The following is a 22,430-nucleotide window of genomic DNA, read 5'->3' as shown; positions in this document are numbered from 1 at the left end:
GTCAAAGCTTCCAACCGGAATGCAGCGCTGCAATGCCGCCGGTATAATTGGTGTAGGTCACGCGGGAGAAACCGGCGTCGCGGATCATCGTGGCGAAATTCTCCTGGTTGGGGAACTTCCGGATCGATTCCACCAGATATTGATAGGGCTCGGCCTCTCCGGTAATCATCTTGCCGAAGCGCGGGATCGCCTTGAAGGACCATTCGTCATAGAAGCGCTCGAGCAGCGGCATCTCGACCTCGGAAAATTCCAGCACCAGCAGCCTGCCGCCCCGTTTGAGGACGCGGTAAGCTTCTTTCAAAGCCACATCGATATGCGGGACATTGCGAATTCCGAAGGCGATCGTATAGGCGTCGAAGGAGCTCGACTCGAAAGGCAGGGATTCCGCATTGGCTTCAACGAAATCGAGGTTCTCCGAAAGCTTGCGCTTCGTGGCCCGCTCGGCGCCGACTGCAAGCATCGAACCGTTGATATCGAGCACTGTGACATGGGCCTTGCGGCCGGAGGCCTCGACGATCCGGAAGGCGATGTCGCCAGTGCCGCCTGCCACATCGAGGGTCCTGTAGCTGCTGTCCTTGCGCGGGTTGAGTGCCGCGATCATGGCATCTTTCCAGACCCGATGCATGCCGGCCGACATCACGTCGTTCATCACGTCGTAGCGCTTTGCCACCTTGTGAAAGACATCGTTGACCAGCCCCTGCTTCTCACCCTCGGCAACCCGGCGGAAGCCGTAGGAAGTCTCCATTCCGCCTTCAGCGCTGGTACGGGCTTCGGTCATCGGTGAACTCCTTGACTCCATTCGCGAGCGACCATAGCGAAATCACCTGCGCCTCGCTATCTGTGGTCCATGCATTATAGATGCATGCGACATCCGGTCCGCTCTATAGAGCAGGAACGGTACGGTTGGAACAGGAAGTTAGGTAACTATGCCCGAATTGCCAGAGGTGGAAACCGTCCGGCGTGGTCTCGCGCCGGCAATGGAAGACGCCGTCGTCTCGAAGCTGGAACTGAACCGGCCGGATCTGCGCTTTCCGCTTCCGGAAAACTTCGCCGACAGAGTGAAAGAGCGCCGGATCGTGTCGCTGGGCAGGCGTGCCAAATATCTGCTGATCGATCTGGAGGACGACCTGACGGTCATCAGCCATCTCGGCATGTCCGGCTCCTTCCGGATCGAAGACAACACGCTGGGTGAGTTCCATCATCCGCGATCCAAGGACAGCAAGCACGACCACGTAGTCTTCCATCTTACGAAAGAAAGCGGACCGCTGCGGGTCATCTATAACGACCCGCGCCGCTTCGGCTTCATGCATCTATGGAAGCGCAGCGAACTCGACCTTTATCCCGCCTTCGCCGACCTGGGACCCGAGCCGACCGGCAACGCGCTCAATGCGGACTATCTCGCGGCTCGCCTTGCTGGTAAGAGCCAGCCGCTGAAGGGTGCCTTGCTCGACCAGACGGTGATCGCCGGTCTCGGCAATATATATGTATGCGAAGCGCTGTGGCGCTCGCATCTTTCACCCAAACGCGCGGCCGGCGGCGTGGTCACCAAGACGGGAAGACCGAAGAAAGAGCTTTTCGCGCTTCATGAAGCCATCCGGAACGTCATTTCGGATGCGATCGCCGCGGGCGGCTCTTCACTTCGGGATCATATTCAGACTGACGGTTCTCTCGGGTATTTCCAGCATTCCTTCTCGGTCTACGACCGGGAAGGCGGGGCTTGCCGCACGCCCGGCTGCAGCGGTACGGTCGCCCGCATCACGCAGGCGGGCCGCTCCACTTTTTATTGTCCTGTCTGCCAGAAATAGGAGAGGAGACACCGGATGAGCTACGAAACCCTGTTGACCGAAATCCGCGAGTCCGTGGCGTTGATAACGCTCAACCGGCCGAAGGCGCTGAACGCCCTCAATTCCACCGTCATGGCAGAACTCACCGATGCATTGGCCGGTTTTGGCAAGGACGAAGGCATCGGCGCGATCGTTCTGACCGGCTCTGAAAAGGCCTTCGCCGCCGGCGCTGATATCAAGGAGATGCAAGGGATCGATTTTGTCGATGCTTATGTGAGTGATTTCATTTCCGGCTGGGAGGCGATCGCCGCAACCCGCAAACCGATGATCGCGGCCGTATCCGGCTTCGCGCTCGGGGGCGGTTGCGAGCTTGCCATGATGTGCGACTTCATCATCGCTTCTGAGACCGCGAAATTCGGCCAGCCGGAAATCACCCTCGGCGTCATCCCCGGCATGGGCGGTTCGCAGCGCCTGACACGGGCGGTGGGCAAGGCGAAGGCCATGGACCTCGTCCTGACGGGGCGGATGATGGACGCGGCCGAGGCCGAACGCGCTGGCCTGGTATCGCGGATCGTGCCTCCGGAGCGCCTGGTTGATGAGGCGGTGGAAGCGGCCGCCAGGATCGCTTCCTTCCCCAGGGCTGCCGTCCTGATGGCCAAGGAAGCGGTTGCCCGCTCCTTCGAGGCGACGCTTGGAGAAGGCCTGCGTTTCGAACGGCGGCTCTTTCATTCGCTATTTGCCACGGCCGACCAGAAGGAAGGCATGAGCGCCTTCGTCGAAAAGCGTAAGCCGCAATTCTCGAACCGGTGAAACAGGCACGCGATTGGTCAAAATGCGCGTTGACTGGAGCGGGTATTCCGGCTATATGCCCGCCCACAGTTGGGAAAGCCTGATCACGGCTTCCTCTATTGCTCCCGAATTGCTGGATCGAGGGTCGCAGGACCGACGCGGCAACGGCGGAGTTTTGGTTCGAATTCGTAGAGAGGCATGAAATGGCCAATACAACTTCGGCGAAGAAGGCGACCCGCAAGATCGCTCGCCGTACCGCAGTCAACAAGGCTCGCCGTTCGCGCGTCCGTGGCTTCATCCGCAAGGTTGAGGAAGCCATCGCATCCGGCGACATCACGGTTGCTGCCGAGGCTCTCAAGGCTGCGCAGCCAGAGATCCAGCGTGCCGCTACCAAGGGCGTGCTTCATAGCAATACAGCGTCCCGCAAAGTGTCTCGCCTGGCGGCTCGTGTGAAGGCTCTTTCGGCCTAATAGCACTCGACAAAATTAAGTCACAAAAAAGCCTGGTCGCTTGACCGGGCTTTTTCTGATTCTCTCAGCTAACCTTATATTTACCCGGCTCAATAACAATTTCGTGTCAGCGGCGTGACAGAAATTTCTGTATAATTTCAATATGTTGGTGGAGGTGGTTAGGCGAGGGGGCAGCTCGGGCGCCCGGCGGATGGCCCCCAACTGAGTCAAGAAGATTTTTATTTTTTTTGTGAACGATCGCGCCGAATGTATGTCATTTTTGAATCCCATTGATTCAAAAGCGATTCTCCATGAAGCCGTCTGTGACATTCAAATCACGCTGGGAGAGTCAACGCCCAGCTCTTAATTTTGCGTAAAATTCATCATTGATCTTGGCATTTGATCCTGCCTAAATGGCCTCCAGCAAGGGGCGCGGGGATTACTTCAGAGGGCTGCCGGCAGTCGTTCTTCCAGGACGGCGCGGAGACTTTCTGCCCCTTGCTACGGGACAAGTTTTGCCCGTTTTCCATATAACTATCGGTTGTGATCCGGAAATTTGACGTTTCCGGAGACGGTCGGATTTTGTCGAGGCCAGACCCGCGCTGCGGAGCTGGGGCAAAGGAGGAGAGGCAGGTTCGAGCGGCCATGATGAGGATGGGCGTTCGGTGTTGTGCGAGGTGGCTCTCGCGAGGCTTTGGTCCGAATACGAGGCGGACTGGGCAACGCTTTCGATCTGCTGTTGAGGCGGGGAAGCATAAAAAATGGAACGGGCGGCGATGTTCTCAATGATTGGGAATGGTTTGCTGTGCCCGGGAAAACGAGGTTTGTCCTGGCGGCGTAACGAGAACCGCCGGGCTATGAATTTGGAAGGCGGCGCATAATGCAAATCAGTATCGTACCGAACCGTGCGGGTAATGGGGACCAATCACGGCAGTCATTTGATTCAGTTTGCTCTCAGGCGGCAGGGGAACCACCGGAAATGAAGCATGATGCTCTTTTCGAGCGATTCAGCACGCGTTTGAAGGCACAAGTCGGCCAGGATGTTTATGCAAGCTGGTTTGGGCGTTTGAAGCTGCATTCGGTCTCGAAAAGCGTGGTTCGGCTGACGGTGCCGACGACCTTTCTGAAGTCCTGGATCAACAATCGTTACCTCGATCTCATCACGTCCATCTTTCAGGCGGAAGACGCGGAAATTCTGAAGGTGGAAATCCTGGTGCGCAGCGCAAGCCGCAACACCCGCGCCCCGGTAGCGGGAGAAGAACGCGGGACCGCGCCGGACCCGATTCCCACACAATCCTTCCAGCGTCCGCAGATGCCGCGCGAAATCGGCAAGATCGCAACTTTTCCCACGCCGGCGGCTTCGGCTGCCCGTCCGACGCAGGCGCCGAGCCCGCTGTTTGGCTCGCCGCTGGACAGTCGCTTCACCTTCGACACCTTTGTGGAAGGCGCATCGAACCGCGTCGCGCTGGCCGCAGCGAAAACCATCGCCGAAGCTGGCGCCGGTGCGGTCCGCTTCAATCCGCTCTTCATTCATTCCGGCGTCGGCCTCGGCAAGACCCATCTCCTGCAGGCGATCGCCAACGCTGCGGTCTGCAGTGAGCGGATGCCGCGTGTCGTCTACCTGACGGCGGAATATTTCATGTGGCGCTTTGCGACCGCCATCCGTGACAACGATGCACTGACGCTTAAGGACTCGCTGCGCAATATCGACCTCCTGATCATCGACGACATGCAGTTCCTGCAAGGCAAGATGATCCAGAACGAGTTCTGCCACCTCCTTAATATGCTGCTCGACAGCGCCAAGCAGGTGGTGGTCGCTGCCGACCGTGCTCCCTGGGAACTGGAATCACTCGACCCGCGGGTCCGCTCGCGTCTGCAGGGCGGCGTGGCGATCGAAGTCGAGGCGCCGGATTACGAAATGCGTTTCGAGATGCTGAAGCAGCGGCTCGCCGTCGCACGCCAGGATGACCCGTCGCTCGATATTCCGGTGGAAATCCTCTCCCATGTCGCGCGCAATGTCGCAAACAGCGGCCGCGAACTGGAAGGCGCGTTCAACCAGCTGATCTTCCGCCGCTCTTTCGAGCCTTCGCTGTCGATCGAGCGCGTGGATGAACTGCTGGCCCACTTGGTCGGTGCGGGGGAAGCCAAGCGCGTCCGCATCGAAGACATCCAGCGCATCGTCGCGCGTCATTATAATGTCTCGCGCCAGGAACTGGTATCCAACCGCCGTACACGGGTAATCGTGAAGCCGCGACAGGTGGCCATGTATCTTTCGAAAACCCTGACGCCGCGGTCTTTCCCGGAAATCGGGCGCCGGTTCGGCGGCCGTGATCACACCACAGTGCTCCATGCGGTCCGCAAGATCGAGGAACTGATCTCCGGCGATACCAAACTCAGCCACGAGGTCGAGCTCTTGAAGCGGCTGATCAACGAAAACAACGCCTGAGACAATGTTTCTTCTGTCCGTCGCAACGATATGGGCCGTGGCGTGCATTACGCCAGGGCCTAACACGTTGCTCGTGATGCGCTACGCACTGACAGCGCCGAGACCGGTGCCGATTGCTGCGGCGATGGGCACCATCACCGGCACCTTCTGCTGGGGCCTTGCCGGCTGGCTCGGCATCAACGTCCTGTTTCAGGCGGCTCCATTCGCCTATGTGGCGCTGAAGACGGCCGGCGGGCTCTATCTCGTCTGGCTGGGGGCGAAGATTTTCCTGGATGTTCGCAAGGCCCGGCATGCGCCGGACCTGACGGCGCAACGGGTCGATATGCCGTTGAAGACTGCTTACAGAATGGGATTGGCGACCAATCTCGCCAATCCGAAATCGGCGCTTTTCGTCGCAAGTCTTTTTGCGGCAACCATGCCGGCCGGCACCCCTTTCTTTTATGGCTTGATCGCAATTGCGGTTATGCTTGTCGTCTCGACCGTCTATTATGCCTGCCTGATCGGCCTGATCACGCATCCGGCAATCGCAGCCGGATACATCAGGGCCAAAAAGAAGATCGACGTCGGCGTCGGCCTGATCTTCGTGGGCTTCGGCACGAAACTCTTGCTATCGCAACGATAGGATAAACGTAGATGCACGGCGATCCGACCTCCTCGTTTTATGCCGAAAATGCTGCGGCATATGCGGGAAGCGCAGCCGGGCCGAGCACGCGCCGGCTGGATCTGTTTCTCGCAAAGCTCCAGCCCGGTGCTCAAATTCTCGAACTCGGCTGCGGCAACGGGCGCGACAGTGCCGAGATGATCAGACGCGGCTTCCGCGCCGTGCCGACGGATGGTACGCCGGAAATGGCCGAAGAGGCAACGAAACGCCTCGGCGTGCCGGTTTCGGTGCTGCGTTTTGAGGATATCGATGCGGTCGAAGCCTTCGACGGCGTCTGGGCAAATGCCTGCCTGCTGCACGTGCCTCGCGCGAAACTTGGCGCTGTCCTTGGAAAAATCCATGCCGCGCTCCAGCCGGGGGGCCTGTTTTACGCGAGCTTCAAGGCCGGTGAGGCGGAAGGCCATGACGATCTCGGCCGCTTCTACAATTATCCGTCCAAGGAGTGGTTGGAAGAGCTCTACGCGAGCTTGTCCTGGACCTCGGTTAAGATCGCCGAGGAGCAGGGCACCGCCTATGACAAGCGGCCGACCGATTGGCTCCATGTAGTGGCCGTAAGAGCGTAGCTTCCAGTCGTCAGCAAGCCAGATCGGCTACGACGGAATCGAGGATCAGCATGCCCGACGGCGTGCAGCGGAGCCGCGAATTGCCGAGCCTTTCGATAAATCCGTGCTCCAGCAGTCGCTCCTCGCGCACGGGATCGGGATCGCGGCCGGAAAGCTGCTGCCAGCGCGCAAGATCGACGCCCTCACGGAGCCGAAGACCCATCAGCAACAGTTCGTCGGCCTGTTCTTCGAAGCCGAGGACCTCCTGATCGAGCATGCCGTGTCCCTGGCTTTCGACGAGGTCGAGCCAGCTTTCCGGACGCCGTTCCGTGGCGGTGGCCAGCTTCTGGTTCCCCCGGCTCAGCCGGCCATGGGCCCCCGGGCCGATGCCGGCATAATCGCCATAACGCCAGTAGGTCAGGTTATGGCGGCTTTCGGCGCCCGGCCGGGCGTGGTTGGAGACTTCGTAGGCAGGCATGCCGTGCCTTTCCGTAATCTCCTGCGTGGCTTCGTAGAGCGTAGCGGATTGGTCGCCATCCGGCACAATCAGTTTGCCGGCCTTGTGGAGCCCGTAGAAGGGCGTGCCTTCCTCGATCGTGAGCTGGTAGAGCGACAGGTGGTCGACCGCGTAGGAAATCGCCTCTTTCAGCTCGGCCTCCCACGCCTCGACCGTCTGTTTCGGCCGTGCATAGATGAGATCGAAGCTCATGCGTGGAAAGATCTCGCGAGCAAGCCGGATCGCCTTCAGGGCATCGGCGACATCATGGAGCCGCCCGAGGAATTTCAGATCCGTGTCGTTCAGTGCCTGGACGCCGAGCGATACGCGATTGACGCCAGCACTCCGATATCCGCGAAAACGGGTCGCCTCGACGCTGGAGGGATTTGCCTCCATGGTGATCTCGATGCCGTCGGGCACGTGCCAGTGTCTGGCGATCCCATCCAGGATCGCCGAAACGGTGGCCGGATCCATCAGCGAGGGCGTGCCTCCGCCGAGGAAGATGCTGGTGACCGTTTTCGGGCCGCTCATCTTCCGCATCGTCTCCATCTCTTTCAGGAAGGCGGCGGTAAAGCGCGGCTGGTCCACCGGCTGGTGGCGGACATGGCTGTTGAAGTCGCAATAGGGACATTTGGCCGCACAGAAGGGCCAATGCACATAGACGCCGAACCCCGGTTCGCCCGTATCGGGCAAAAGTGTATCGGTAGGAAGAGTGAGGGAGGGGGTCAGTTCATGCCTCCAGGCAGGTTTCGACGAAGCGTTTGAACGCGCGGGCGCGGTGGGACAGCGCCTCCGGCTCGCCGGGTCGCCAACCATGCTTCTGTTCGCTGCTCATTTCCCCGAAGGTGATGTCATAGCCTTGCGGCTGAAAGACGGGATCATAACCGAAACCCTGGGTGCCGCGCGGCGGCCATACGACGGCGCCTTCCACCTCGCCGCGGAAAAACTCCGTATGCCCGTCGGGCCAGGCAAGGCAGAGCACGCTGACGAAGCGGCCGGCGCGCTGTTCGGCCGTCGTCGCGCCGCGTTCTTCCAGCGCCTTTTCGACCTTCTCCATCGCCATCTGAAAATCGCGGCTGCCGTCCTCGCGCTCCGCCCAGTTGGCCGTATAGACGCCGGGCGCCCCGTCCAGCGCGTCGATCACCAAGCCGGAATCGTCCGACAGCGCCGGCAGGCCGGAGGCCTTTGCCGAGGCAAGCGCCTTGATCGCTGCATTCTCTTCGAAAGTCGTGCCCGTTTCGTCCGGTTCGGCAAAGGCCAGCTCGGCCGCCGATTTTGCCGAAAAGCCGAGTGGGCCGATGAGCTCGGCGATCTCGCGAATTTTTCCGGCATTGTGGCTGGCGACGACGATGGTCTTGGTATCGAGCTTGCGCATCAAAATTCCTATTCGATATTCCACAGCTTCGGCTCTGCACATTCCAGGCTGTTGCCCGCCGGATCGCGGAAATAGATCGAGCAGGCGCCGTTCGGCCAATGAAAGTCGCTTTCGATGGCTACGCCTGCCTTGTTCAGCTTTTCCCGGAGCCTGTCAATCGCCTCTCGGCTGATGCGGAAACAGGCATGGCCGGCTCCCCTGGTGCCGTGCGGCGGCACCGGCAGCGCGTCCTTGGAGGGCGGCTTTGTGGTCTCGGCTGGATTGAAGATCAAGAGGATCCCCGGGCCGCAGCGGAAGAAGACGTGCCGGTTGCCGGCACGCAGGACCTTTTCAAGGCCGAGAACGCCGCCGTAGAAAGCTTCGGCGGCGTCAAGGTCATCGGCATAGAGCGCGGTTTCGAGGATGCCTTCGATCAACGCGCCCTCCCTCCGTCAGGCGATCGCCTGTTTTTGCATCGCCACCAGTTCCTGCGTACCAGCCTGCGCCAATGCCAGCAGCTTCAGGAATTCGTCCTGGCTGAAGGGCGCGCCCTCGGCCGTGCCTTGAACTTCGACGATACCACCGGCACCGGTCATCACGAAATTGGCGTCCGTCTCGGCGGCGGAATCCTCCAGATAGTCGAGGTCGATGACAGGCTGGGTTGCGAAGATGCCGCAGGAAATGGCCGCCACGTGATCCTTCAGCACCTTCTCGACCTTGATCATCGAGCGCGCTTCCATCCACTTCAGACAATCGTAAAGCGCCACCCAGCCGCCTGTGATGGACGCCGTGCGCGTGCCGCCGTCGGCCTGGATGACGTCGCAGTCGACGGTGATCTGCCGCTCGCCGAGCGCTTCGAGATCGACGACGGCCCGAAGCGACCTGCCGATCAGACGCTGGATCTCCTGCGTCCGGCCGCCCTGCTTGCCGGCTGCCGCTTCACGCTTCATGCGTTCGCCCGTAGCGCGCGGCAGCATGCCGTATTCGGCAGTCACCCAGCCCTTGCCGGAATTGCGCAGCCACGGCGGCGTCTTTTCCTCAAGGCTGGCCGTGCACAGGACATGCGTGTCGCCGAACTTGACGAGGCAGGAGCCTTCCGCATGTTTGGAAAAATTGCGCTCGAACGAGACCTTGCGCATCTGGTCTGTTTGTCTGCCTGAAGGCCTCATGCTCTGCTCCTGAATTGCGTTGGCGTCTTCTAAGACCGCCGCCGCTCTTTTGCAAAGGAAAAGCCCCGGCCGGTTACAGCGGTGTCACGGAAGAACATTATTTCCAATTTGCGCCGGCCGGGGGAATGACTATATTTCCTTTGGAGATCAACGGTACGGTGAAGGATTGATGGGTTTTTCTGGACCGACGGGTAGAGACAACGGATCCGTGCTCGATGACCGTTCGCGGGAAATATTCCGTCGCATCGTCGAAAGCTATCTCGAAAACGGCGAGCCGCTCGGCTCCCGAAATCTTTCGCGTCTCCTGCCCATGTCGCTCTCGCCGGCTTCCGTGCGCAATGTCATGAGTGATCTGGAAGAACTCGGCCTCATCTATTCGCCGCATGTCAGTGCCGGCCGCCTGCCGACGCAGACAGGCCTGCGTTTCTTTGTCGATGCCTTCATGCAGGTCGGAAACCTCTCGGAGGAGGAGCGCTCTGCAATAGACCGGCAGGTTCGCCGCGCCGATCGCGATCAGCCGATGGAAAGCCTGATGGCGGAAGCGAGCCTGATGCTCTCCGGCGTGTCGCGTGGCGCCGGCCTCGTCATCACAACCAAAAGCGATCCGGTCCTCAAGCATGTGGAATTTATCCGCCTTGAGCCGACAAAGGCGCTTGCCGTATTGGTCGGCGACCATAACCAGGTAGAAAACCGTATCATCGAATTGCCGGCGGGCGTCACGTCCTCGCAATTGGTGGAGGCTGCGAATTTCCTGAACGCCCACCTGACGGGCCAGACCCTACCGGAACTGCGCAACCAGCTCACGAAGCTGAAGGATGCGGTCCAGAGCGAGCTTTATGCCCTCTCCCAGGATCTGGTCGAACGGGGGCTGGCGGTCTGGTCCGGCGACAGCGAGGAAGGCAAACCGAGCCAGCTTATTGTCCGCGGCCGCGCCAACCTGCTTCAGGGCCTCGATGAGACGGCTGATCTCGACCGGCTGCGGCTTCTCTTCGACGATCTGGAAAAAAAGGACAGCCTGATCGAAATCCTGGAGCTTGCCGAGAAAGGTCCCGGGGTCCGCATTTTCATCGGCTCGGAAAACAAGCTTTTCTCGCTCTCCGGTTCTTCCTTGATCGTCGCGCCCTATCGCGACGGCGAGGACCGGATCGTGGGGGCCGTCGGGGTGATCGGGCCGACGCGCCTCAATTATTCCCGCATCGTACCCATGGTGGATTATACGGCCCAGCTTCTGGCAAGGCTGTCGCGCTGAAACCGGCTGAATGCCGGCGCAAGTTTCCCGGCGAGCCTTGATTTTTCCACTTTAAACCTCGATATCGGGCACAAATCCAAAGCCATATATCCCAGTGAAGAATAACCGGAGACCGTCATGACCGACGAAACCAAGAAGCACGGACCTGACGCAGCCGCCGCCGAGAATACGGCGGAAGCCGTGGCGTCTGCTCTTCAGGACGCGGCCAACCAGGGCGCAGCCGAAGCGCCGGCCGCGGCCGAGCCCGACCCCATCGAGGTTTTGAAGGCGGAGAACAACGAATTGCGTGATCGCTTCCTGCGTCTTGCCGCCGAAATGGACAACCTGCGCCGCCGCACCGACCGCGATGTCAAGGATGCCAAGTCCTATGCCGTCGCCGGCTTTGCGCGCGACATGCTTGCCGTTTCCGACAATCTGCGCCGTGCACTGGATGCCGTTCCGACGGAAATGCGCGCAGCTGCCGACGCGGCGTTGACGACGCTTCTCGAAGGCGTCGAACTGACGGAGCGCTCCATGCTCTCGGCGCTCGAGCGTCACGGCATCAAGAAGATCGAGGCGGAAGGCCAGAAATTCGACCCGCACTTCCATCAGGCCATGTTCGAAATTCCAAACGCAGACGTGCCGAACAACACGGTCGTTCAGGTCGTCCAGGCAGGATATACGATCGGCGAGCGGGTGCTGCGTCCTGCCATGGTCGGTGTCGCCAAGGGCGGCCCCAGGTCCGAAGCCACGGCTGCGGAGCAGGCGGGTGAAAAGAACGCCTGAGACGTGTGAAGGCGGGCGGTTTCGCCCGCTCTCTCGCGATGAAGGTGAGGGTGCTCGCGCGCTCTCATGACTTGCCGCCCTGCAAGATCAGTTATAAAAATATAACGTGTCAGCCGATTCGGATATCGATGCCGTTTTCAAAGCTCTCGCCCATCCTCGGCGAAGGTTGATCCTCGACCAGTTGAAGGATCGCCCGCAAACTACCGGATCGCTCTGCGAAACCTTCTCGGACATGGATCGCTGTACGGTGATGCAGCATCTGAAGGTTTTGGAGGACGCCGATCTGGTGATCGTAAGAAGGGAAGGGCGCGAGCGCTGGAACTACCTCAACGCGCTGCCCATTAAGGCGATCCAGGATCGCTGGATCGGCGATTACGCCGCCCACGCCGTCCGCCTGCTCGATCGGCTTCAGGCCGACCTCAAGGATTGAAGTTTAAACGGATCCACCCGACGCTCGATCGCGGCCGGGCGAACTGATTTCGTCTCCACGAAAATCGTCAAGCCGTCAGGCGGCGTGATTTGCCTGTTCCTCATTCAGGAAGGCATAGATGGCGGTGGCGGAGTCCGTCTTGCGAAGCTTTGCCACCAGCTCTTGATCTCTGAGCACGCGCGCGATGCGAGACAGTGCTTTCAAGTGGTCGGCGCCGGCCCCTTCCGGAGCGAGCAGCAGGAACACGAGATCCACCGGTTCGTCGTCCAGCGCCTCGAAGTCGACCGGCGTCTCGAGTCGTGCAAAAATGCCCTTGATCGACGAAATGCTGTTGAGCTTGCCGTGCGGAATGGCGATCCCATGGCCGACGCCGGTGGAACCGAGCCGTTCGCGCTGCAGAATGATGTCGAAGATTTCCCGCTCGCCGACGCCAGTAAGCTTGGAAGCCTTGGCTGCCAGTTCCTGCAGGAGTTGCTTTTTGGAATTTACTTTCAAGGCAGGAATAATCGCATCTTGCTGCAGCAAATCTGCCAATGCCATTCTAGTCATCCTTTGTGCCGCAAGAGCTCCCGCTCCAGGCGAGGGGAAGCGCCGCTTCCGACGCTCTCCCCAAGATTGTTCAGTTCTTGATATTGGTGGAATCGATCCAGCCAATATTGCCGTCGTTGCGGCGGTACACGATGTTCAACTCTTCCTTGCCGGGGCTGCGGAACAGCAGCACAGGCTCGTCGGTCATATCCAGCGCCATCACGGCGGTTGCGACCGACATCGTCTTCAAAGGTTTTGAGCTTTCCGCGACGATGGTCGGCGCAAAATCCTCAGGCACTTCGTCTGCTTCATCCGGTACGCGGTCCATGACCGTATATGCGACTTCGGCATGGCCATTCAGGTGGTTGCCGGCATGATGATCCTTGAGGCGCCTCTTGTAGCGGCGCAGCCGCTTTTCGATCCGCTCAGCTGCGGCATCGAAACTGCCCTGTGGATCGTTTGCTTCCCCTGCCGCATGCAAGACGATCCCGGTGTCGAGATGCACTTTGCAGTCGGCCGAAAAACGCGAGCCGGATTTTTCTACAATGACTTGGCTCGAATATCCCCCGTCGAAATATTTCGTAACCGCCTCACCGATCTGTCCCTCGATCCGCTGACGGAACGATTCGCCGATTTCCATATGCTTACCGGATACACGGACACCCATGGAATTTTTCCTTCTTGTCGTGACTTGCGTGTTCAGTCTACGCCAAGCCGCCCCCTCATCCAAGCCACTCGCATGCGACAAGGTCAAATTGCTGCAATCTTTGCCCAGCTGGTTGTCGGGGATGCCTAAAGCCTATGTCCCGTGCAATTGCGGCGGGCTTCTAGCCCCCGGAGCCTTAAATGTCAACGGTTGGGGAACTTGGGAATTTTACGTAGCCCTCCACGACGTCAGGGCAGGTTTTTCGTCAAGATGAGGTTAGAAGGCAGCCACTTTTGCAAGCGCTCGCTTCTCCCGGCGTCGCTGAACAGAAGACGGAATGTTCATTGCCTCCCGGTATTTGGCGACAGTCCGGCGGGCGAGATCGACACCGCCGCGTTTCAGGCTGATGACGATGTCATCGTCGGAGAGGACCGCCTCGGGCGTTTCCTGTGCGATCAGTTGGCGAATACGGTGCCGCACCGCTTCGGCGGAGTGATTGTCCCCGCCTTCTTCCGCCGAACCGATTGAGACGGTGAAGAAATATTTGAGCTCGAACAGACCCCGGGGCGTAAGCATGTATTTGTTTGAGGTGACCCGGCTTACCGTCGATTCATGCATTTTGATCGCCTCGGCCACCGTCTTGAGATTGAGCGGTCTCAAGTGATCGACGCCGTGCATCAGGAAGGCGTCCTGCTGGCGGACGATTTCAGCCGCCACCTTGATGATCGTCCTGGCGCGCTGGTCGAGGCTGCGGGTCAGCCAGTTCGCGTTCTGCATGCATTCCGAAAGGAAATTGTGGTCCTCGCCACTTCTCGGGCAGCTCTTCGAAACCGTCTGGAAATACGCCTGGTTGACTAGGACGCGCGGCAGTGTGTCGGGATTGAGTTCGATCATCCAGGTGCCATCAGGCGCAGCGCGGACGACGATATCAGGGGAAATCGTCTCCGAGGCGCCACGTTCAAAGCTGGCGCCGGGCTTCGGATTCAGCCCGCGAATTTCCGCCAGCATATCGATCAGGTCCTCGTCGTCGACGCCGCAAATCTTTCGCAGCGAGGCGAAGTCGCGTTTGGCGAGCAGTTCGAGATGCCGGACGAGAGCGTCCATGGCGGGGTCCAGCCGATCCTTCTGACGAAGTTGAATCGCCAGGCATTCGCTGAGCGACCGTGCGAAGACGCCGGGCGGATCGAGCGTCTGCAGCTTGTTCAGGATGGCTTCCACATCCTCGCAGGACTTGCCGAGCCGGGTGGCTGTTTCTTCGATGGCGCCGTGCAGGTAACCCGCCTCGTCGAGTTGATCGACCAGATGCTGCGCGATCAGCCGGTCGGCCGTGCCGGTGATGAGAAACGGGATCTGCTGGTTCAGGTGGTCGCGCAATGTCACTTGGCCGGCGACGAACTCGTTCAGATCGTAATCGTCGCCGGATTCTCCGCCCGGCATCGACTTCCACTGGCTCAGCAATTCTGGTGCATCGGCACGGCGGGCTGGTCCGTCGTCCGGAAAGACGTTTTCAAATCCCGTATCGAGACCTTCGCCAAGACGCTCGGCAGTTATGGCGGAGTTGCCCTCGTACCAGTGGCCGTCGCTGGAGATGTGGAGGGCTTCGCCGCTTCCGCGGTCGGCTTCCGGGAAGGTTTCCTTGTTTTCAAAGCCTGTTTCCGTGCCGCCATCGATCTCGCCTGGCGCAATTTCGAGCAGCGGGTTCTTCTCGACTTCCTGTGCGATGAACTGGTTGAGCTCGAAATGCGTCATCTGCAGCAGTTGAATGGATTGCATCAACTGCGGCGTCATCACCAGCGACTGGGTCTGCTTCAGAAAAAGGCTGGCGGATAAACCCATGGCGGACGCGAAACTCCCCTGATATCCCCTGGCTGTTCCGTCATGAAACAGCGCAGCGCGCCTTCGGCCACCCCGCACATAGCCAAATTTGCATCTGGCACAAGAATTGCTTTTTTGAAAGATTTGGTCAAGCGCCGCAGTACGGGAAAGTAAATTTCTTCCGCGCACTACAGGCTGAACTTGTCGCCCAGGTAAAGGCGGCGAACATCGGGATTGTTGACGATGTCATCGGCCCGACCATGGGTCAGGACTTCGCCTGCGTGAATGATGTAGGCGCGATCGATGAGGCCGAGCGTCTCGCGAACGTTGTGGTCCGTTATCAGAACGCCGATGCCGCGTGCCGTCAAGTGGCGCACGAGGTTCTGGATATCGGAAACCGAAATCGGGTCGACGCCTGCAAAAGGTTCGTCGAGCAGCATGAAGGCCGGGTCGGTCGCAAGTGCGCGGGCGATTTCGAGCCGCCGCCGTTCGCCGCCGGACAGAGCGACTGCCGCGGACTTGCGAAGCTGGCTGATATGGAATTCTTCCAGAAGCTCGTCGAGCTTGCGCTCCCGCTTGTCCTTGTCCGGTTCGTGCACTTCGAGCACGGCACGAATATTTTCCTCCACCGTCAGGCCGCGAAAAATCGACGCTTCCTGGGGCAGGTAGCCGACGCCGAGCCGAGCCCGGCGATACATCGGCATATGGGTGACCTCGTTGCCGTTGATGGCGATCATGCCTTCATCGACAGGCACGAGCCCGGTAATCATGTAGAAGCAGGTGGTCTTGCCCGCGCCGTTCGGTCCGAGCAGCCCGACCGCTTCGCCGCGGCGCACGACCAGCGACACGCCGTTGACGACGCGGCGCGTATCATAGGTCTTGGAAAGGCCGTGCGCCACCAATGTCCCCTCGTAGCGCGCTTTGTCGCGTGCAACGAAGGGTTCTGGCGCAGACGGCTTCCTGGCCGACAGACGGGAGAGCAACGGTGTTTTCACGAGATATGTCTATTATTGCTTCTGTTGCGGCTGCCGCGACTTCGGGTCGAGCAGGATTTCGACCCGGCCGCCGCAGGCATCGAGCTTGGCCTGGCCCGTTTCCATCAGCACCGTCAGCTTACAGCCCTTAAAGACGTTGGGGCCTTCCGACAGGACAACCTGCTTTCCTGAAAGCACGAAGGTTTGTGTCGCCATGTCGAACTCGCCTTTTTCGGCGGTCGCCTGCTGGGTGCCGGAGGTCAGGAAAACGGTATCGTCCAGGAAGATCTTATCGATATTGGCGTTGCCGGACGTTACGGACGCGCCTTCACCGGTATAGAGGACGGTCATCTTGCCGGCCTTCATCGTGGTCGAGCCTTGCACGACCTGGACGTTGCCGGTGAAGAAGGCTTTCTTTTCCTGTTCCTTGATCTCGAGCTGATCACTCTGGATCTGGATCGGTTGGTCGTTGGAGAGCTTCAGGCCCTCCATCTGGCTGGTTGTCGATTGGGCGGAGGCTGTTGCGGCAAAACAGCACGCGAAGCTTGCCGCGATCAAGAATGCGGTATTCCGGTTGAGAAGGCGGCGATTGGTCATGACGGCCGGGCTCTATTTGCCTTGGTTGCGGATGGCGGTAGGATCGAGATGGACGCGAACCTGACCTTTGAAGGTGATGGTGCGTCCCTTATCCGTTATCTTTAAAGACTCTGCAACAATCGAACCTTCCTTCATCGAAATGTCGACGGGATCGGGCGTATCCATGACGCCGGCATTGACATCGAGATGTGCGGATTTGAAGCGGGCGGTGATCCCGTTGGAAAGGTTGACGTCGAAGGGAGCGGTGAGGTCGAGCATGTCGGTGCCGCGGTCGAAGTCGGCGCCGGTGGCAATCACGCGGGCGATCACGTCGTCGTTGACGGGTACGGCGGCCTTGACGTTTTCAAGCGTGATCTTGTTCGGATTCTCGATATCCTGGAGCGCCCGGTTGGCCGTCATCGAATAGCTGATGCCGTCATTGTTGCGGCCGGAAATGGCCGGCCGTTCCATGACGATCTTGCCGTTCTCGATGCGGGCGTTTTCGATGGACAGATTTTCCGGCAGATAGGCGCGGATGATGGAAACGCCGATGAATGCCGCCGAGATCACGGCTGCGGCGATTGGCAACAGGACCTTCAGCTTCCGCACCATGGCGGAATGCGCAAGCGCGGCCTGATATGCATCCGCCTGGGGCTGCAGCGCCAACGCAAGGCCTGCCGTTTTTCGGATATTCTGCAGCATGCGTGCCGGATAGGTCCTTCTTTGCCTGCCACCGCCGCGGCGCCATTCGAATGGCGCCGGCATGCACCGGGCAGGCTTTCGTTGTCCGCCAATATGGTTTTTATTCATCAACAAACAATAACGGACAATATAAAAACGTGATGTGCGCCGCTGCAAAACGCGCTAGAGAGCCTATTTAGCAACGGAAGCGCATTTCAAAGGGCATTTTCCATGGATCAAATGGCAATCGCGGACAGGCGGAACCTGCGCCGCAAGCTGAGCTTCTGGCGCGTCGTCGCCCTGGTTTTCCTGGTCGGCATCGGCTTCGCGCTCTATCGCACTGCTTTTGGCGAAGGCGCCGGATCCACGGTGCCCCATGTTGCCCGCATCGAGATTTCGGGCCTAATCACCGATGACAAGGAACTGCTGGAGCGGCTCGAGCGGATCGCCGAGAGCGACCGCGCCAAAGCCCTCGTCGTTTCGATCTCTTCGCCCGGCGGTACGACTTACGGCGGAGAGCGCATTTTCAAGGCCATCCGCAAGGTGGCGGAAAAGAAGCCCGTCGTTTCGGATATCCGCACCCTTGCTGCCTCGGCCGGTTACATGATCGCCACTGCAGGCGATCAGATCGTCGCCGGCGAGAGCTCGATTACCGGTTCGATCGGCGTGATCTTTCAGTATCCGCAGGTCGACGAGGTGATGAAGAAGGTCGGCGTTTCGCTGGAAGAGATCAAATCGGCGCCGCTGAAGGCTGAGCCTTCTCCCTTCCATCCGGCGAGCGAAGAAGCAAAGACGATGATCCGCAACATGGTGATGGACAGCTATGCCTGGTTCGTCGATCTCGTTGCCGACCGCCGCAAGCTGCCGCGCGACGAGGTGCTGAAGCTCGCCGACGGAGCGATCTTCACGGGCCGACAGGCGCTGACCGTCAAACTGGTGGACAAGCTCGGCGGTGACGAGGACATCCGCGTCTATCTGGAATCGCGCGGCGTCTCCAAGGACCTGCCGGTCGTCGACTGGAAGGAGCGGAACTCGTCCTCGTCCTTCTGGCTTGCGAGCATGCTTGGCCAGTTCGTCAAGCAGACCGGTCTGGGCGAGGCCATCGCGCCGGATATGCTCCGCATCTTCGGCGCGGACAAGTTGTTCCTTGACGGTCTGGTCTCGGTTTGGCAGGTTGGGCGCGGTTGAAAATCTAGTTTTTTCAGGGGGCAACCGTGATCAAGTCAGAACTGGTGCAGATCGTTGCAGCTCGCAATCCGCATCTCTACCATCGCGACGTCGAGAACATCGTGAACGCCGTGCTCGACGAGATCACGGATGCCCTTGCCGCCGGAAACCGGGTCGAATTGCGTGGCTTCGGCGCCTTTTCGGTGAAGAATCGTCCTTCCCGTTCCGGCCGCAATCCGCGCACCGGCGAAAGCGTCTTCGTGGAAGAGAAATGGGTTCCCTTCTTCAAAACCGGTAAGGAACTCCGTGAACGCCTGAATCCGGATCTTGCCGACGAAGAGGATTGATCCTCTGTGGCGCGGCTTTGCGTCGCCCTTGAAACCCCATAAAGCGCGCCTATTCTGCAACAGACGCCGGTAAAGCGGCGATTGACCTGTTGCCGGAGATTACCCATGGACAAGCTCAAAAAGATCCTCAGCCTCGTGATCTTCGTGCCGCTCGGGATCATATTGATCGTGCTGGCGGTGGCGAACCGTCAGATGGTGACGCTTGCACTCAATCCATTCCGGCCGGAAGACAGCGTGCTGGCCGTCAGCGCGCCTTTCTTCCTGTTCCTGTTTCTTGCCCTTCTCTTTGGCATGCTGGTCGGCGCGGCTGTGACCTGGTGGAGCCAGGGCAGGCATCGGAAGCAGGCTCGTGTCGAGGCACGCGAGGCGGTGCGCTGGCAGAAGGAACACAAGGCTGCCGTCGGCGGTCAGCCGGCCTCTCGGCAGCTGGTTTCCAAATAGACGGGCCTTGGCCTAAGCTTGCCCGGTCTTTGCCATCACCGCTTTGTTGAAGTCTGCAAAGAACTGGCCGGCGAGTTTTTGCGATGTCGAATCGATGAGGCGAGAGCCGAGCTGGGCGAGCTTGCCGCCGACCTGCGCTTTCGTCGAATAGCGCAGCAAGGTTTCGGAGCCGTCTTCCAGCAGCGTCACGGTTGCCGATCCCTTGGCGAAACCGGCGATACCGCCCTTGCCTTCCCCGGAAATCGTGTAGCTCTCCGGCGGGTTGACGTCGGACAAGGTCACTTCGCCGGAAAAATTCGCCGAAACCGGGCCGATCTTCAGCTTGACCGCCGCGACAAGTTCGGTCGGCGATTTCTGCTCGAGCGTCTGACAGCCCGGAATGCACTGGCGGAGAATTTCCGGATCGTTGAGTGCCTCCCACACCACTTGGCGGGGTGCTGCAATTCGTTCTTCGCCGCCCATATCCATGTCGTGATCCTCCCAAGACCTGTGGCGGTACTATTGCTGCGGCGTCTCGTTTTGCCAAGGGGAACATTGGTGGGCGTGTGGCCCGATGAATAAAACGCGGCATCTGTCCGGCAGTGACTTTGAAGAATGCCGGGCAAATGCTATCTGCTGCCCCACGATTACCAATCTGAGCGGATGAGCGCATTGAAGAACAAGGAAAGGCGGCCGGCAAAGAAGGTTCAGGCCGCTGGCCCAAAAAGGGCTGCGCGCGGTCCGGCGGCGTCAGCCAATCCGCAGCCGGCAAGGCAGGCGGCCCGTCCCCCGGAGAAGGCCGCAAAGCCGGCGGCCGTGACAGCACCGGCGGAAACGCGTGCACTTCTTGCCCGCCAGGGGGAGAGGCCGGCCGAGCGGGTGCCGGTCATCCTGGAATCCTCCGGCGCAGGTGATTTCCACCTGATCGATAGCGGCAAAGGCTTGAAGCTGGAGCAATATGGCCCCTATCGGATTGTCCGGCCGGAGGCACAGGCGCTCTGGCAGCCGTCGCTTCCCGCCCATGTATGGGAAAAGACGGATGCGGTCTTCACCGGTGATACGGACGAGGACGGCATGGGCCGCTGGCGCTTCCCGAAGGATGTTCTTGGCGAAACCTGGCCGCTATCGCTGCTCGGGGTCGATTTTCTCGGCCGCTTCACGGCCTTCCGGCATGTCGGCGTCTTTCCCGAGCAGATCGTTCATTGGGACTGGATGAAGCGTCGGGCCGAGGAGGCGAACCGCCCTGTCAAGGTGCTGAATCTCTTTGGTTACACCGGTGTGGCCTCACTTGTTGCAGCCGCCGCCGGCGCCGAGGTCACGCACGTTGATGCCTCCAAAAAGGCAATCGGCTGGGCCCGCGAAAACCAGGCGCTGGCGCGGCTTGAAAAGGCGCCGATCCGCTGGATCTGCGAGGATGCCATGAAGTTCATCCTGCGGGAGGAACGCCGTGGCAACCGCTATGACATCATCCTCACCGATCCGCCAAAATTCGGCCGTGGCCCGAACGGTGAGGTCTGGCAGCTCTTCGATCATTTGCCACTGATGCTGGACATCTGCCGGGAACTGCTTTCGCCGAAAGCGATCGGTCTGGTTCTCACGGCCTATTCGATCCGCGCGAGCTTCTATTCCATTCACGAACTGATGCGCGAAACGATGCGCGGTGCAGGCGGCGTGGTGGAATCCGGCGAACTTGTCATTCGCGAGGCTGGACTGGACGGCAAAAGCCCCGGCCGGGCCTTGTCCACGTCCCTTTTCAGTCGCTGGGTACCCGCATGACCGACGAATATCACAAGAATGGTCCACGACGTGTCGGCCAGGTGAAGGAAGTCACTTCGCTCGCCAACCCGATCATCAAGGATATCAAGGCGCTCACCAACAAGAAGGACCGCGAGGAGAGCGGCACTTTCATGGCCGAAGGCCTGAAACTCGTCATCGACGCGCTGGAACTCGGCTGGTCGATCCGCACGCTCGTTTATTCCAAGGCTGCCAAGGGCAAGCCGCTGGTCGAACAGGTGGCGGCAAAGACCGTGGCGCACGGCGGGCTGGTTCTGGAAGTGAGCGAAAAGGTGCTGTCCTCCGTCACCCGCCGCGACAATCCTCAAATGGTTGTCGGCATCTTCGAACAGCGCTGGAAGAAGCTCGACGATCTGAAACCGGCTAGGAACGAAACGCTGGTGGCGCTCGATCGGGTCCGCGATCCGGGCAATCTCGGCACGATCATCCGGACGGCTGATGCGGCGGGAGCGTCCGCCGTTGTCCTCGTCGGCGAATCCACCGACCCGTTCTCGCTGGAGACGGTTCGTGCCACCATGGGCTCGGTCTTTGCCATGCCGGTGGTGAAATGTTCCGCAGAGGAGTTTCTCGCCTGGCAGAAGCGTTCCGGCGTCGAGGTCGTGGCCACGCATCTCGCCGGCGCCGTCGACTACCGGACCGTCGATTATGCCGGAAAGCCGGTTGTGCTTTTGATGGGCAACGAGCAGTCCGGCCTGCCGGACAACCTCGCCAGGGCTGCCGATCGCACGGTCCGGATCCCGCAGCAGGGGAGGGCGGATTCACTGAACCTCGCCGTCGCCACCGCCGTCATGCTGTTCGAGGCGCGGCGCCACCTCCTGACCCTGGACGAGAAGAAATGACCGAACGCGCCACCTTTCTTTCAAGGCCGTTGGTGGCCCTGATCGTCATCGTCGTAGCTGTCGTCCTCGATCAGGTGGTGAAGATTGCCGTCGAAAATTATCTTCCCATGGAAGAAGCCGTGCCGTTGCTGCCCGTCCTGGCGCTTTACCGCACCTATAATCTGGGCGTCGCTTTCTCCCTTCTCTCGGGAATGGAGCGCGAATTCATCATCGGTATGCGAATCGTCATCGTCGCCTTCGTCGTCTGGCTCTGGCGGCGCACTCCGAAGGATCGGGCTTTCGCCCATGCGGGCTTCGCATTGATCATTGCCGGTGCGATCGGCAATCTGATCGACGGTTTTCTGTATGGCCACGTGATCGACTACATTCTTTTCCACACGGCAACCTGGTCCTTTGCGGTGTTCAATCTGGCCGATAGCTTTATCACCGTCGGTGCCGGCCTGGTGGTCCTCGACGAGCTTTTCGGACCGAAAACCGCCGATCAGTAAAATTTTACCTGATTGCTCTAA

At 60.0% G+C, this 22,430-nt stretch carries 27 protein-coding genes; 15 read left to right on the top strand and 12 right to left on the bottom strand.

The window, feature by feature from the left end; translation table 11 throughout:
• Position 1: 1 nt before the first annotated feature.
• Positions 2-778, bottom strand: a complete 777-nt coding sequence (gene ubiE / locus EDE05_RS02350; protein WP_134099750.1) for a bifunctional demethylmenaquinone methyltransferase/2-methoxy-6-polyprenyl-1,4-benzoquinol methylase UbiE — start codon at positions 776-778, stop codon at positions 2-4.
• Positions 779-926: 148 nt separating this feature from the next.
• Here ubiE and mutM point away from each other — a divergent pair, with 148 nt between their 5' ends.
• From mutM to EDE05_RS02320, 6 genes are all read left to right on the top strand, one after another.
• Positions 927-1,805: a bifunctional DNA-formamidopyrimidine glycosylase/DNA-(apurinic or apyrimidinic site) lyase gene (gene mutM, locus EDE05_RS02345; RefSeq protein ID WP_134099748.1), complete on the top strand. Its 879-nt coding sequence runs from the start codon at positions 927-929 to the stop codon at positions 1,803-1,805.
• Positions 1,806-1,820: 15 nt separating this feature from the next.
• The gene (locus tag EDE05_RS02340) at positions 1,821-2,594 is read left to right on the top strand and encodes an enoyl-CoA hydratase (protein WP_134099745.1); all 774 of its coding nucleotides are present in this window, start codon (positions 1,821-1,823) and stop codon (positions 2,592-2,594) included.
• Positions 2,595-2,776: 182 nt separating this feature from the next.
• Positions 2,777-3,043 (top strand): 30S ribosomal protein S20, encoded by a 267-nt coding sequence (rpsT, locus tag EDE05_RS02335; RefSeq protein WP_105370704.1) that lies wholly within the window; start codon positions 2,777-2,779, stop codon positions 3,041-3,043.
• An 859-nt stretch (positions 3,044-3,902) separates the two neighbouring features.
• Positions 3,903-5,468, top strand: coding sequence for a chromosomal replication initiator protein DnaA (dnaA, locus tag EDE05_RS02330; protein WP_134099742.1), 1,566 nt, complete (start codon positions 3,903-3,905; stop codon positions 5,466-5,468).
• Between the two features lie 37 nt (positions 5,469-5,505).
• Positions 5,506-6,090, top strand: coding sequence for a LysE family transporter (locus EDE05_RS02325; protein ID WP_245519845.1), 585 nt, complete (start codon positions 5,506-5,508; stop codon positions 6,088-6,090).
• A gap of 11 nt (positions 6,091-6,101) precedes the next feature.
• Positions 6,102-6,692 (top strand): class I SAM-dependent methyltransferase, encoded by a 591-nt coding sequence (locus tag EDE05_RS02320; RefSeq protein ID WP_134099736.1) that lies wholly within the window; start codon positions 6,102-6,104, stop codon positions 6,690-6,692.
• Between the two features lie 10 nt (positions 6,693-6,702).
• Here EDE05_RS02320 and hemW read toward each other — a convergent pair whose 3' ends face one another.
• From hemW to rph, 4 genes are read right to left on the bottom strand one after another with little or no spacing between them, the layout of a single operon-like run.
• The gene (gene hemW / locus EDE05_RS02315; RefSeq protein WP_105370705.1) at positions 6,703-7,896 is read right to left on the bottom strand and encodes a radical SAM family heme chaperone HemW; all 1,194 of its coding nucleotides are present in this window, start codon (positions 7,894-7,896) and stop codon (positions 6,703-6,705) included.
• 1 nt (position 7,897) lies between these two features.
• A complete protein-coding gene (gene rdgB, locus EDE05_RS02310) occupies positions 7,898-8,542 on the bottom strand; it encodes an RdgB/HAM1 family non-canonical purine NTP pyrophosphatase (protein ID WP_134099733.1) in 645 nt (214 codons plus the stop codon).
• Positions 8,543-8,550: 8 nt separating this feature from the next.
• On the bottom strand, positions 8,551-8,958 hold the full coding sequence (locus tag EDE05_RS02305; protein WP_134099731.1) for a VOC family protein: 408 nt from the start codon (positions 8,956-8,958) through the stop codon (positions 8,551-8,553).
• 15 nt (positions 8,959-8,973) lie between these two features.
• Positions 8,974-9,690 (bottom strand): ribonuclease PH, encoded by a 717-nt coding sequence (gene rph, locus EDE05_RS02300; RefSeq protein ID WP_134099728.1) that lies wholly within the window; start codon positions 9,688-9,690, stop codon positions 8,974-8,976.
• 169 nt (positions 9,691-9,859) lie between these two features.
• On the opposite strand from rph, the gene hrcA reads away from it, so the two are divergent.
• The 3 genes from hrcA (at position 9,860) to EDE05_RS02285 (ending at position 12,134) form a co-directional block, all read left to right on the top strand.
• Positions 9,860-10,939, top strand: coding sequence for a heat-inducible transcriptional repressor HrcA (hrcA, locus tag EDE05_RS02295; RefSeq protein WP_105370450.1), 1,080 nt, complete (start codon positions 9,860-9,862; stop codon positions 10,937-10,939).
• 117 nt (positions 10,940-11,056) lie between these two features.
• Positions 11,057-11,704, top strand: a complete 648-nt coding sequence (grpE, locus tag EDE05_RS02290; protein ID WP_105370451.1) for a nucleotide exchange factor GrpE — start codon at positions 11,057-11,059, stop codon at positions 11,702-11,704.
• Between the two features lie 106 nt (positions 11,705-11,810).
• Complete coding sequence (locus EDE05_RS02285) at positions 11,811-12,134, top strand: helix-turn-helix domain-containing protein (protein WP_105370452.1); 324 nt, start codon at positions 11,811-11,813, stop codon at positions 12,132-12,134.
• A 75-nt stretch (positions 12,135-12,209) separates the two neighbouring features.
• Here EDE05_RS02285 and ptsN read toward each other — a convergent pair whose 3' ends face one another.
• From ptsN to lptC, 6 genes are all read right to left on the bottom strand, one after another.
• Positions 12,210-12,674 (bottom strand): PTS IIA-like nitrogen regulatory protein PtsN, encoded by a 465-nt coding sequence (ptsN, locus tag EDE05_RS02280; protein ID WP_105370453.1) that lies wholly within the window; start codon positions 12,672-12,674, stop codon positions 12,210-12,212.
• A 79-nt stretch (positions 12,675-12,753) separates the two neighbouring features.
• Positions 12,754-13,329, bottom strand: coding sequence for a ribosome-associated translation inhibitor RaiA (gene raiA / locus EDE05_RS02275; RefSeq protein WP_105370454.1), 576 nt, complete (start codon positions 13,327-13,329; stop codon positions 12,754-12,756).
• Between the two features lie 255 nt (positions 13,330-13,584).
• The gene (gene rpoN / locus EDE05_RS02270; RefSeq protein WP_134099725.1) at positions 13,585-15,144 is read right to left on the bottom strand and encodes an RNA polymerase factor sigma-54; all 1,560 of its coding nucleotides are present in this window, start codon (positions 15,142-15,144) and stop codon (positions 13,585-13,587) included.
• A 167-nt stretch (positions 15,145-15,311) separates the two neighbouring features.
• A complete protein-coding gene (gene lptB / locus EDE05_RS02265; protein ID WP_105370707.1) occupies positions 15,312-16,094 on the bottom strand; it encodes an LPS export ABC transporter ATP-binding protein in 783 nt (260 codons plus the stop codon).
• A 36-nt stretch (positions 16,095-16,130) separates the two neighbouring features.
• Positions 16,131-16,589, bottom strand: a complete 459-nt coding sequence (locus EDE05_RS02260; protein WP_245422742.1) for an LptA/OstA family protein — start codon at positions 16,587-16,589, stop codon at positions 16,131-16,133.
• 117 nt (positions 16,590-16,706) lie between these two features.
• A complete protein-coding gene (gene lptC, locus EDE05_RS02255; RefSeq protein WP_134099722.1) occupies positions 16,707-17,375 on the bottom strand; it encodes an LPS export ABC transporter periplasmic protein LptC in 669 nt (222 codons plus the stop codon).
• A 210-nt stretch (positions 17,376-17,585) separates the two neighbouring features.
• Between lptC and sppA the strand changes: the two genes are divergently transcribed.
• The 3 genes from sppA (at position 17,586) to EDE05_RS02240 (ending at position 19,309) form a co-directional block, all read left to right on the top strand.
• Positions 17,586-18,542: a signal peptide peptidase SppA gene (gene sppA / locus EDE05_RS02250; RefSeq protein WP_134099719.1), complete on the top strand. Its 957-nt coding sequence runs from the start codon at positions 17,586-17,588 to the stop codon at positions 18,540-18,542.
• Positions 18,543-18,568: 26 nt separating this feature from the next.
• Positions 18,569-18,868: an integration host factor subunit beta gene (locus tag EDE05_RS02245; protein WP_105370457.1), complete on the top strand. Its 300-nt coding sequence runs from the start codon at positions 18,569-18,571 to the stop codon at positions 18,866-18,868.
• Between the two features lie 105 nt (positions 18,869-18,973).
• Positions 18,974-19,309, top strand: a complete 336-nt coding sequence (locus EDE05_RS02240) for a lipopolysaccharide assembly protein LapA domain-containing protein (RefSeq protein WP_105370458.1) — start codon at positions 18,974-18,976, stop codon at positions 19,307-19,309.
• Positions 19,310-19,321: 12 nt separating this feature from the next.
• Here EDE05_RS02240 and EDE05_RS02235 read toward each other — a convergent pair whose 3' ends face one another.
• Positions 19,322-19,777, bottom strand: a complete 456-nt coding sequence (locus EDE05_RS02235; RefSeq protein ID WP_105370459.1) for a carbon monoxide dehydrogenase subunit G — start codon at positions 19,775-19,777, stop codon at positions 19,322-19,324.
• A gap of 174 nt (positions 19,778-19,951) precedes the next feature.
• On the opposite strand from EDE05_RS02235, the gene EDE05_RS02230 reads away from it, so the two are divergent.
• The 3 genes from EDE05_RS02230 to lspA are packed head-to-tail and all read left to right on the top strand — an operon-like array spanning position 19,952 to position 22,409.
• Entirely contained in the window at positions 19,952-21,064 is a 1,113-nt protein-coding gene (locus EDE05_RS02230; protein WP_134099717.1) for a class I SAM-dependent methyltransferase, read from the top strand.
• Positions 21,061-21,921 (top strand): RNA methyltransferase, encoded by an 861-nt coding sequence (locus EDE05_RS02225; protein WP_134099714.1) that lies wholly within the window; start codon positions 21,061-21,063, stop codon positions 21,919-21,921. The genes EDE05_RS02230 and EDE05_RS02225 overlap by 4 nt, the downstream gene beginning before the upstream one ends.
• Positions 21,918-22,409: a signal peptidase II gene (gene lspA / locus EDE05_RS02220; RefSeq protein ID WP_134099711.1), complete on the top strand. Its 492-nt coding sequence runs from the start codon at positions 21,918-21,920 to the stop codon at positions 22,407-22,409. Before EDE05_RS02225 ends, lspA begins: the two co-directional genes overlap by 4 nt.
• The last annotated feature ends 21 nt before the right edge of the window (positions 22,410-22,430 follow it).

The organism is Neorhizobium sp. R1-B, from assembly GCF_004368875.1.
Classification (GTDB): Bacteria; Pseudomonadota; Alphaproteobacteria; order Rhizobiales; family Rhizobiaceae; genus Neorhizobium; species Neorhizobium huautlense.
The sequence above is the reverse complement of the archived record's forward strand: the minus strand, read 5'-3'. Positions and strand labels throughout refer to the sequence as shown.

Excerpts from the sequence above, each read along its gene's own strand:
- ubiE (WP_134099750.1), bottom strand. The coding sequence starts at position 778 with ATGACCGAAGCCCGTACCAGCGCTGAAGGCGGAATGGAGACTTCCTAC.
- mutM (WP_134099748.1), top strand. The coding sequence starts at position 927 with ATGCCCGAATTGCCAGAGGTGGAAACCGTCCGGCGTGGTCTCGCGCCG.
- EDE05_RS02340 (WP_134099745.1), top strand. The coding sequence starts at position 1,821 with ATGAGCTACGAAACCCTGTTGACCGAAATCCGCGAGTCCGTGGCGTTG.
- rpsT (WP_105370704.1), top strand. The coding sequence starts at position 2,777 with ATGGCCAATACAACTTCGGCGAAGAAGGCGACCCGCAAGATCGCTCGC.
- dnaA (WP_134099742.1), top strand. The coding sequence starts at position 3,903 with ATGCAAATCAGTATCGTACCGAACCGTGCGGGTAATGGGGACCAATCA.
- EDE05_RS02320 (WP_134099736.1), top strand. The coding sequence starts at position 6,102 with ATGCACGGCGATCCGACCTCCTCGTTTTATGCCGAAAATGCTGCGGCA.
- rdgB (WP_134099733.1), bottom strand. The coding sequence starts at position 8,542 with ATGCGCAAGCTCGATACCAAGACCATCGTCGTCGCCAGCCACAATGCC.
- rph (WP_134099728.1), bottom strand. The coding sequence starts at position 9,690 with ATGAGGCCTTCAGGCAGACAAACAGACCAGATGCGCAAGGTCTCGTTC.
- hrcA (WP_105370450.1), top strand. The coding sequence starts at position 9,860 with ATGGGTTTTTCTGGACCGACGGGTAGAGACAACGGATCCGTGCTCGAT.
- grpE (WP_105370451.1), top strand. The coding sequence starts at position 11,057 with ATGACCGACGAAACCAAGAAGCACGGACCTGACGCAGCCGCCGCCGAG.
- ptsN (WP_105370453.1), bottom strand. The coding sequence starts at position 12,674 with ATGGCATTGGCAGATTTGCTGCAGCAAGATGCGATTATTCCTGCCTTG.
- raiA (WP_105370454.1), bottom strand. The coding sequence starts at position 13,329 with ATGGGTGTCCGTGTATCCGGTAAGCATATGGAAATCGGCGAATCGTTC.
- rpoN (WP_134099725.1), bottom strand. The coding sequence starts at position 15,144 with ATGGGTTTATCCGCCAGCCTTTTTCTGAAGCAGACCCAGTCGCTGGTG.
- EDE05_RS02260 (WP_245422742.1), bottom strand. The coding sequence starts at position 16,589 with ATGGAGGGCCTGAAGCTCTCCAACGACCAACCGATCCAGATCCAGAGT.
- lptC (WP_134099722.1), bottom strand. The coding sequence starts at position 17,375 with ATGCTGCAGAATATCCGAAAAACGGCAGGCCTTGCGTTGGCGCTGCAG.
- sppA (WP_134099719.1), top strand. The coding sequence starts at position 17,586 with ATGGATCAAATGGCAATCGCGGACAGGCGGAACCTGCGCCGCAAGCTG.
- EDE05_RS02240 (WP_105370458.1), top strand. The coding sequence starts at position 18,974 with ATGGACAAGCTCAAAAAGATCCTCAGCCTCGTGATCTTCGTGCCGCTC.
- EDE05_RS02235 (WP_105370459.1), bottom strand. The coding sequence starts at position 19,777 with ATGGATATGGGCGGCGAAGAACGAATTGCAGCACCCCGCCAAGTGGTG.
- EDE05_RS02230 (WP_134099717.1), top strand. The coding sequence starts at position 19,952 with ATGAGCGCATTGAAGAACAAGGAAAGGCGGCCGGCAAAGAAGGTTCAG.
- EDE05_RS02225 (WP_134099714.1), top strand. The coding sequence starts at position 21,061 with ATGACCGACGAATATCACAAGAATGGTCCACGACGTGTCGGCCAGGTG.
- lspA (WP_134099711.1), top strand. The coding sequence starts at position 21,918 with ATGACCGAACGCGCCACCTTTCTTTCAAGGCCGTTGGTGGCCCTGATC.